8 protein-coding genes are annotated in these 8,134 nt (G+C 49.2%); all 8 read right to left on the bottom strand.

Going from position 1 to position 8,134, the window contains the following annotated elements; translation table 11 throughout:
- Positions 1-254: 254 nt before the first annotated feature.
- Genes B5E60_RS12290 through B5E60_RS12255 form a run of 8 tightly spaced genes read right to left on the bottom strand, consistent with a single transcriptional unit; the run spans position 255 to position 8,131 of the window.
- Entirely contained in the window at positions 255-671 is a 417-nt protein-coding gene (locus B5E60_RS12290; RefSeq protein WP_087312051.1) for a hypothetical protein, read from the bottom strand.
- Between the two features lie 12 nt (positions 672-683).
- Complete coding sequence (locus B5E60_RS12285) at positions 684-1,628, bottom strand: GDP-L-fucose synthase family protein (RefSeq protein ID WP_087312049.1); 945 nt, start codon at positions 1,626-1,628, stop codon at positions 684-686.
- 12 nt (positions 1,629-1,640) lie between these two features.
- Positions 1,641-2,729, bottom strand: coding sequence for a GDP-mannose 4,6-dehydratase (gene gmd / locus B5E60_RS12280; RefSeq protein ID WP_087312047.1), 1,089 nt, complete (start codon positions 2,727-2,729; stop codon positions 1,641-1,643).
- Between the two features lie 3 nt (positions 2,730-2,732).
- Positions 2,733-3,494, bottom strand: a complete 762-nt coding sequence (locus tag B5E60_RS12275; RefSeq protein ID WP_087312045.1) for a WecB/TagA/CpsF family glycosyltransferase — start codon at positions 3,492-3,494, stop codon at positions 2,733-2,735.
- Between the two features lie 36 nt (positions 3,495-3,530).
- Positions 3,531-4,565: an acyltransferase gene (locus B5E60_RS12270; RefSeq protein WP_087312043.1), complete on the bottom strand. Its 1,035-nt coding sequence runs from the start codon at positions 4,563-4,565 to the stop codon at positions 3,531-3,533.
- A gap of 48 nt (positions 4,566-4,613) precedes the next feature.
- Positions 4,614-5,771: a glycosyltransferase family 4 protein gene (locus tag B5E60_RS12265; protein WP_087312041.1), complete on the bottom strand. Its 1,158-nt coding sequence runs from the start codon at positions 5,769-5,771 to the stop codon at positions 4,614-4,616.
- A 10-nt stretch (positions 5,772-5,781) separates the two neighbouring features.
- Positions 5,782-6,969: a glycosyltransferase gene (locus tag B5E60_RS12260; protein ID WP_087312039.1), complete on the bottom strand. Its 1,188-nt coding sequence runs from the start codon at positions 6,967-6,969 to the stop codon at positions 5,782-5,784.
- Positions 6,944-8,131, bottom strand: coding sequence for a polysaccharide pyruvyl transferase family protein (locus B5E60_RS12255; protein ID WP_239403340.1), 1,188 nt, complete (start codon positions 8,129-8,131; stop codon positions 6,944-6,946). Before B5E60_RS12255 ends, B5E60_RS12260 begins: the two co-directional genes overlap by 26 nt.
- Positions 8,132-8,134 lie beyond the last annotated feature (3 nt).

Here is an 8,134-nt window from a genome sequence, read left to right as displayed (position 1 = left end):
TGCTCCTTGCAGTATTGAACTATCTCTGCGATTCCTTCTCGTGTAAGCATCTTTCCTTTTTGGCGCGAAGTTACCGCTCTTGAAATAAATTCACTATACGCACTTCACCAGTTGCTTACACTGAAACGATCAAATCCGTTTTACTCACGGATCCGGTTCTCTCCGCACCCGAATTGCGGGCCACGACGGCTGACGACACAAAAAGGGCCGGTCTCCTTGCGGGAGACCGGCCCTGCACTTGCGGCGAGGAGCGGTTACACGAAGCGTCCGTCGTCCAACGGCGTGAGGTCCTCCAGCACCTGCTTGATATGCTGCTCGCGCGACCGCGGGCAGATCAGCAGCGCATCCGGCGTATCGACCACGATATAGTCGTGCAGCGAATCCACGACGACGACCTTCTCCGACGAGGTCTTGACTAGGCTGTCGGTCGTGTCGTAGAGCTTCGAGAAAGTCGGCACGACATTGCCGTCGGCATCCTTCTCCGAAAGTTCGTAGAGCGAGCCCCACGTTCCGACGTCGTTCCAGCCGAAATCCGAACTCCGCACAAAAACATTGTCCGCCCGTTCCAACACCCCATAGTCGATCGAAATCGACGGGCAGCGGGCGAAGATCTCCTCCACGGCCCGCCGTTCGGCGGGCGTGATGACACAGTAGCGATTGCTGGCTGCCATGGCTCTGCCGGTTTATCGTTCAGCCCGCATCGGGTTCTCCAGGAAATCCTTGTAGGCAAGGCGGATACCGTCCTCGAGTTCGGTCTTGTAAGTCCAGCCCAACGCCTTGGCCTTCGAGACGTCAAGCAGCTTGCGTGGCGTGCCGTTCGGCATCGAGGGATCCCAGCGGATCTCGCCCGTATAGCCGACGACCTTGGCAACCAGCTCGGTCAGCGCCTTGATCGTCAGCTCCTTGCCCGTACCGGCATTCACCGTTTCGTTGCCCGAATAGTTGTTCATCAGGAAGACGCACAGATTGGCCAGGTCGTCCACATAGAGGAACTCGCGCAGCGGGCTGCCGTCGCCCCAGCACGTCACGTAGGGAAGCCCCTGCACCTTAGCCTCGTGGAAGCGGCGGATCAGCGCCGGTAGCACGTGGCTGTGCGTCGGGTGGTAGTTGTCGTTCGGGCCGTAGAGGTTCGTCGGCATCACGCTGATGTAGTCCGTGCCGTACTGGCGGTTCAGGAACTCGCAGTACTTCAGACCCGAAATCTTGGCCAACGCATAGGCCTCATTCGTCTTTTCGAGCGCCGAGGTCAGCAGGCACGACTCCTTCATCGGCTGGGGCGCCATGCGCGGGTAGATGCACGACGAGCCGAGGAACTCCAGCTTCTTGCAGCCGTTCTGCCAGGCAGCGTGGATGACATTCATCTCGAGGATCATGTTGTCGTACATGAAGTCGGCCAGTGCGCTCTGGTTGGCCTCGATGCCGCCGACCTTCGCCGCCGCGAGGAAGACGTACTCGGGACGCTCCTCGGCAAAGAAACGCTCAACGGGCTCCTGACGCGTCAGATCCAGCTCCTTGTGCGTACGGGTGATGATGTTCGTGTAGCCCTGACGCTGCAGTTCGCGAACGATGGCCGAACCCACCATGCCGCGGTGTCCGGCTACATAGATTTTTGCATTCTTCTCCATCATAAGACTTTCCTCCTATTTTACGATGCCCTTTTCGAGGTACTCAGCCAGGTTCGTGCGGATCTCCTCATCGGCCCGCTCGACGGCCACCTTCGCCATATCGGCATCGACCATAATCTTTACCAACTGCTCGAAGCTCGTCTTCATCGGATCCCAACCCAACTGGGTCTTCGCCTTCGTCGGATCGCCCCAGAGATTTACCACATCCGTCGGCCGGTAGAAATCCTTCGAGACCTCAACCAGCACACGGCCCGTGGCCTTATCAATGCCCTTTTCGTCGGCACCCTCGCCCACAAACTCGAGCTCGATGCCCACCTGCTTGAAGGCCAGGTAGCAGAATTCACGCACGGAGTGCTGCACGCCCGTGGCAATGACGAAATCCTCGGGCTTGTCGTTCTGCAGGATCAGCCACATGCACTCGACGTAATCCTTCGCATAGCCCCAGTCGCGCAGCGACGAGAGGTTTCCGAGGTAGAGTTTGTCCTGCTTGCCCTGGGCGATACGGGCCGCCGCAAGGGTGATCTTGCGCGTCACGAAGGTCTCGCCGCGGCGCTCCGACTCGTGGTTAAACAGGATGCCCGAGCAGCAGAACATGTTGTAGGCTTCGCGGTACTCCTTGACGATCCAATAGCCGTAGAGCTTCGCCACGGCATAGGGGCTGTAGGGATGGAACGGGGTCTTCTCGTTCTGCGGCACCTCCTCAACCTTGCCGTAGAGCTCCGAGGTCGAAGCCTGATAGATACGGCAGGTCTGGGCCAGACCGCACAGGCGCACGGCCTCGAGGATACGCAGTACGCCCGTGGCATCGACATCGGCGGTGAACTCCGGCGCGTCGAACGACACCTGCACGTGGCTCTGGGCCGCAAGGTTATAGATCTCGTCGGGGCGCACCTTGCTGACCACCTGGATGATGCTCATCGAGTCGCCGAGGTCGGCGTAGTGGAGGTGAAAATGGGGTTTGCCTTCGAGATGGGCGATACGCTCGCGGTAGTCGGTCGACGAGCGGCGGATCGTACCGTGGACGTCGTACCCTTTCGACAACAGAAGTTCAGCCAGAAACGAGCCGTCCTGACCCGTGATTCCGGTGATGAGAGCAGTTTTCATATCTTACTGATTGTATGTTGATTGTTTCTTTTGTTGATGTTTGCGACGGCTCTCCTGCAAAAGCAGCCGCGGCAGCGAACCGAGGATCCCGGCGCAGCGCGAAAGCTGTTTGCGGGGCTCTTTGAAGATCCGGTGGACGAACTCCAGGTGGCAACGGATCATCCACTGGGGAGCCCGCGAGACTCCGGTTCCGCTGAAGAACTTGAAGGCGGCCCCGACGGCGATCATAACGCCGCGGTGCAGGTAGGGCTTCAGCCGGCTCATGAAGATCTCCTGCTTGGGGGCTCCGAGGGCCACCCAGATGATGTCGGCACCATCGGCCTCCACCATGCGGGCAATCTCCGGGTAGTCGAACTCCTCAACCTTACGGAACGGCAGCTCAATAAACTGCATCTGCGCCACATCAGGGTTTTCATGAATCAGATTCTCCTTGAGTCCGTCGAGAATGGCCTGCGAGGTTCCCATGAAGATCATCCGATACTTGCGGCTGCGGATGATGTCCATGAAGATCTGACTGCCGCAGTACTGCTCGAAACGCTTTCCGTAGATCCATCGGATGTAGAGCGGGACGTAGCTGCTGTCGCAGATGGAGAACATGCCGCCGTTGACAACCTTAAGATATTCGGGATCCCGGTTTGTAGTATTGAGGATCACGCCGTCGGCCACACAAATGTAGTCGGCCTCGTTTTTCTGCAACTGTTGTGCGATGCGTTCGTGTACGGCCTTCTTGTTGAACTCGTAACGTATGTTGAAGTAGTATTCCATAGTGCAGATAAAAGGTCTATTGTATTATCTCTTGGATCACGCCTTTTTTAACCCAAGAAGTCTGCCGCCCAATGCAAAAAGCCTCTCCTTGAATTGTGCCACAACAAGCGATGAGAGGAAGGCCAAAGGGACAATAACGAAAAAGTACTTTCCGAATTGGGATTGATTGACAAAGTAACGATCCAGGAAATAAGGATAGAATATCCTGTCAAAAATATAACAACATAAATACATATCAAGCGATAGCAACGAGACGCGCTTCAAAACGGCGGTCGTCACATGGCTCTTAATATCCACTTTGTACAAGAGAAGAAACATCAAAACTGCTATAATAGTTCCGAATACGCCATTAGAACCTCCAACAATTTGAATCATTGTATGGTTCTTAACAAAGAGCATATTGAAAATCGGGTTGATGGCACATACAAGAATAATAACTGCAATTGCCCCCCATACCTTCTTGCCAGTCAATCTTGGCTCATATTCACGGATATATGATCCAATAAAGAAAAAGGTCAACGGGTATACTTCTTGCCAGAATCCGGGGACGAGATGGAATCCGTAACGATTGAGCAAATCGGGAAAAGCCGTCAATACAAACAAAGTCACTAACAAAGTCTGTTTTTGCCGCTTTGTCGGAATCGCCCTATACATCAAATTCAGGAAAGGAGTTAACAAGTACAGCCCTATCCACATTTCAATATACCAACCATAAGGGATGGCTGAAAAATCCAATATTTTCAATCCCCACTTAATCCAAGATAAATCCTCCTCCAGCCAGAATTTTCGGAATAAGATAGTAACTACAGAAAAAAACAAATAAGCAATAATTACCCTTATACCCCCGCGATAATACTTCCAATTACACTCTACCTTGTGAGCATTCAAGAAGCCAGTCATCATAATGAATAAAGGAACTCCAGTAGAGATAAATAATAAATAAGACATTCCCTGTAGAAACATTCCATGAACATCGAACGCTGTATCACGGAAAGGTGTATTCAATACAAAAAAATGCCCAGCGATTACCGAGAAAATAGCAACTACACGAATTACATCCAGTCCGGCAATTCGGGGGGGGGATTTTTCTTAAACTGTTTAGTTTCTGCCATCATTAATTTACAACAATATACTTTTAATTAAATCATTCCACTCTTGATAAATCACCTCTGTGGAATATTCCCTCAAGAGCTTGTCATGCGCCTTCTCACCCAGACGAGTAATCTCACATGGATTATTCCATAGGGAAACAATTTGTTGCTCCAGAGCGTCAACATCTCCCGGAGCGAATAGACGACCGATTGCCGCATCTCCTTCGCCAATAATCTCTGTAAAGCCGCCATGATTGGGTCCAATCGTCGGTTTCCCGAATTGTGCTGCTTCAAGAATCGATACAGGGAACCCTTCGTACCAACGACTGGCCATTACGAAAAAAGCCGCGCCCTTATAAAAAGCGTTTAACTCTTCTCCATGAAGATATCCCACAAGAGTTACATTGGTCGGCAAATTCTCAACAATGTCGGGGTCACGCAAGGCTCCGGCAAATCTGAACGTAATCTCCGGATGCCGGCGAGCGACCTCAACAATCAGATCGACCCCCTTCTCTCGGCTCAAACGTCCAGAATAGGCGACATAAGTTCCAACTGCCGGATCATAATCTGAAGTCGCAACGACAGCATTGGGGATAACCACAATTTTAGTGGCATCAAATCCGGCTTGTATCAACTTCTGCCGCTGAAAATCGGTAATACAGGCAAACCTATCAACACATTTACGATATGCTCCCGAATATCGGGCCACTGCATTGCGCGCCGCATATCCGACCGATTTCAACAGAGAGTGCTCGCAATTATAACGTACGCAGTCCCACTCGTTGCCCCGCTCCAGACACAATTCGCAAGGTTTTCCATCCCGCATGAACAAGCCCGTAGGGCAGATCAGCCGAAAATTATGGACGGTCATCACAACCGGAACTCCCGCTTTTTTGCACTCAAACAAAGCGGCCGGAGAGATAAATGGATACAGATTATGTACATTCACGACATCCGGGCGCTCCTCCTTCAGAATCCGGTGCATCTCCCGAACCCCTTTCGGGCTGTACAGCCCGGCCAGGAATCCATGCATCTTTCCCCCCAGCGAATCCCAACTATCGGCTGTCGACATTCTCAACTGCACGACCTGATGGCCGTGCTCGGCCCACATGACCGCCATCTGATCGACAACGGACTCTTCTCCCGAGTACTTTCCGTAGTCATTGTGCACTAGTAAAATCTTCATATCTTATATATTATATAGGACGATATCGACCTTTCCAAAAACAAATAATCAGTTTAGCAATCAAAGATGTTTTTCTCTTTTTATGCGATGCAACATAATCAATTGCTGCGCATGCTCCTTGAGCGAAGCGATCAAGCCCCCAATCTGCAATAATCCGTTTAGAAGACTCTCTCATTGCTACTTTTTTTTCTTCTGAAAGATTATGATAGGAGACCATGCATTCTGCTAACCTCTCGATATCATCACAAGAGAATGTATAACCATTCAGGCCATCATGTACAAGGGTATTAGTTGCCCCACATTGTATACTGGCAAAAACAGGACATCCTCCAGCCATTGCTTCATTAATGACCAACCCCCAAGTTTCACTTTTGCTGTTGCAAATTAGGGCTTGGGCATGTTGATAAACTGCAGGCAACTCTTTTTGTGACTGAAATGGAAGGAAAAAGACTTTGTCACTACAATGATTCTCTCGAATAAATCCTACAATCTTTTGATGGTCTGGGCCATCTCCAATCAATACCCAGTTGAATGTGTCTGTTCCTTTTCTTGCATGATAGGAGACATACGCCTGGGCTATCGAATAATAATTCTTTATGGGGATCTGCCTTCCTACAGACACAAAATAATTTCCCCAAGATTGATTTAATTCAGCAGGCTGTGCCCAAAAATCATTGTCGACTACATCCACCCCATAAAAGATCTCCTCTGGGTTGAAACCCCAAGATCGCCCAGTCGAATTCCAATCCGGCGCTGGATAAAACATAGCATCGACCCCGTCATATATACGACGCTTAATCCAGTCTACCCATGACGAACGTTGAACTGCTTCTTTTTTTGCATCATCAAAAATAATAACCTTAGCTCCTGTTTTTTGTCCCCAACGCACAGCCAATGCTCCTGATGGGAAAGCAATCGCTCCAGCAATAATTACATCCGGATTAATTCTCGCCAAGGCCTTAAATAGACTTGACTTTATAGTCGCTCCATCCAGTTCTTCAGGCTTCTTATCCGGAAAGAGGATATGCCACTGGAGATCACTTTCCTCTTTTTTCGCAGCAAAAGCGTAAGGACTCCCCAGACCAGCAATTTCTATAACCTCCAGACTATCTCCTCGCCGATTCAACGCTTCATTAAGTTTCCGCAATCGAGCCGGCCAATAAATTCGGAAATCAGTATGCAATGCGACTACCTTCATGCGAATGATCAATTAATGACATTAGAATCTCCCCGGCCTTACAAGACTCCGACAAAATTAACTTGGTTTTCTCCTCCAATTGACATCGGACCTCATCCAGATTCTCAAAAATAAACTTCACACAATTTCTAATCGCCGCTGGAGATATCTCTTCCTTGTATATCAAGAACTTTTCATGCCCATACATTTGCTGATTAAGTCCTTTGGATTTTATACTATAACCAAGGCTGACAGTCGGAACTCCAGTAGAGAACGACGCAATGGTAGAATGTGTTCTACATGCGATATTACATAAACTCTTGGATATGATCCACTTCATTTCTGCCGCATTTAGGTTCTTATCCACTAATATCACGGCATTTTTAGCTTTACTTTGAGCCAATATTCTTTGACCAAATTCATAATCAGACTTAACATGGGGAATAAAAACCATCTTCTTTCCAAGAAGATCATATATCTCATCTATGGCATGAGCACATATTTCAATCCACTTTGAAACGTCTCCATTAGTCACATATTTCGCCATCAAATCACTAAAATTGATGCAGATATATTCTTGCGGTAACGAGACCTTGGCTGCACAGTCTTCCGGTTTCATCATAAAAGCAGGATCTGCAACGACAAAAACATTATTCCTAACCCCAATCGAATCCAGATATTGCCGACTAACCTCCTCGCGAACCAAGATCAAATCGACATCCTGATTGAAATGTTTCGCAATCGTCTTTTCAAAATTTGACCCATGCTCAAACGGACCGATTGAGGCTCCCCATATAACGAATTTAGTATGCTGTCTCTTGACATATTCTCCCATTGCAATAAATCGAGTTGGCACACCATAATCCAATGAATAATTATCTCCACCCAAAGACAAAACTGCAGCAGCGTCTTTAATTGCTTTCTTGTGTCGAGAGAATAACAGCCATCCGGTCAGCCTATTCGATATATGTAAACAGCACTGCAAAAGAAACCACCTTAAACTCCATCGTTTCGGGTAGTCCACGGGATCAAAGGAATTATTGCGACATATTGTATTAGAGGGTTTCTCATAGTTGAAGTATGAATCTATATAGGAAAAATTTGGTATAGTTCTATTCAATATTTCTATTGTCCCTTTAGTTATGGCCTCGCATCCACCATTCTCGGGGGAACCATTCCCCATAAA

It is taken from the genome of Alistipes sp. An116 (assembly GCF_002161005.1).
Taxonomy (GTDB): Bacteria; Bacteroidota; Bacteroidia; order Bacteroidales; family Rikenellaceae; genus Alistipes; species Alistipes megaguti.
Note: the sequence above shows the minus strand (reverse complement) of the source record. Positions and strands in the feature narration are given on the sequence as shown.